Source organism: Mesorhizobium sp. M7A.F.Ca.US.014.04.1.1 (assembly GCF_003998745.1).
Lineage (GTDB): Bacteria > Pseudomonadota > Alphaproteobacteria > Rhizobiales > Rhizobiaceae > Mesorhizobium > Mesorhizobium ciceri.
This window is the reverse complement of record NZ_RZRW01001048.1, coordinates 1-1,187: the sequence shown is the minus strand read 5'-3', so window position 1 is coordinate 1,187 and position 1,187 is coordinate 1. Positions and strand designations below refer to the sequence as shown.

2 pseudogenes are annotated in these 1,187 nt (G+C 60.3%); one reads left to right on the top strand and one right to left on the bottom strand.

The annotated features are described in order from the left end of the window. Positions 1-263 (bottom strand): annotated as a pseudogene (locus EOA22_RS39315) (damage-inducible protein); the annotation flags it as partial. 564 nt (positions 264-827) lie between these two features. Here EOA22_RS39315 and EOA22_RS34350 point away from each other — a divergent pair. Then, a pseudogene (locus EOA22_RS34350) lies at positions 828-1,187 on the top strand (hypothetical protein); the annotation flags it as partial.

Below are 1,187 nucleotides of genomic sequence, written 5' to 3'. Positions count from 1 at the left end.
GTCACGCACCACAGCACCTTGCCTTGCGTTCTGGCCGCAATACCCGCCGCAAAAAGCGATGCGGCGGCGCCATCGATGACGCCGTTGCCGCCGCCGGCAACTTCATGGAGCGCGCCAAGAGCCACACCGCCCCCTGGCAGATGGCTGTCGATGGCAGTGACGCCGAAGGGGAGCACCGCTCGTTCGCGCGTATTGCCGCCTTCGAGACGCGCAATGCGCTCTCGCAGATCGGTAATGGCAGCGTTTGGCGCCGATGCACTCATCTGTCCCCTGAACGCGAAATGCCGATGGTATGTTCCTCATTTGTTCTCTTCCTAATAAAGAGTCAATGGCACGGCGAGGTGGCGCTGCGGAAGAAAGGTTTGGAGCGACCACTGCCTGGTGACGCCGATAGAGTCGTTTACCGACAGCACGATACGGTCGAAGGCCACGATAGCCCGCTGGGCGTCGCGCCGGCGACTGCCGGCGGCCAAAGGAAAAACGGCGCATAAACCGCAGTCCTGCGCGCGTCCGCAAATGCGGACATTGTCGCGCGCAGGACGGAGGACATTCGCCCCCGCCGCGGGCGGTTAACAGGACAGCCGTAGGAGCGTCAGCATAGCGCCGGCCGCAGGACGGGACGCGGGACCGACTGTCCCCGTCCGCGGCGGTCCGCATCTTGATCGGCGATGGAAGCAGTTGCCTTGGAAACGGGATCATGCGTCGATCATTGTCCAGTGGGCTATCGCGTTGAAAAGACAGATCTTATTCTTGTGTCGGCAACAGCCTATTGACTCCAATGTTCTTATTTTGTTCACTGTCAACACGATTGGCACAGGAGGCGAACCATGGAACTTCGCTTGAACATTGAAGGTGCAACGTCCAAAGAACTGGCACGCGGTGTCGCGGCAGCCGAAGCAGTTTTCGCGCGAGCCGGCATAACGGCCTTGCAAGGCGCGGAAGGTTTGTTCGCGTTGGAAGGGTGGGATATCAAAGGCTTTCCGGAAGACGACAAACCTACCGAGGATGAGGACCGAGCGGCCATAATCTGGGAAGAAGCCGACGAAGCTGCGACAATTGCATGTTGTGCGGGCTGGCCGGAGGACACAATTCCGCGCCATCAGGTCATGGAACTGATCGACGTTCCCCGAACGAGATTGCAAGCCGAGGCGCTTCCGGACACGTGGCCGGCGCGCAAACAGCTCTAT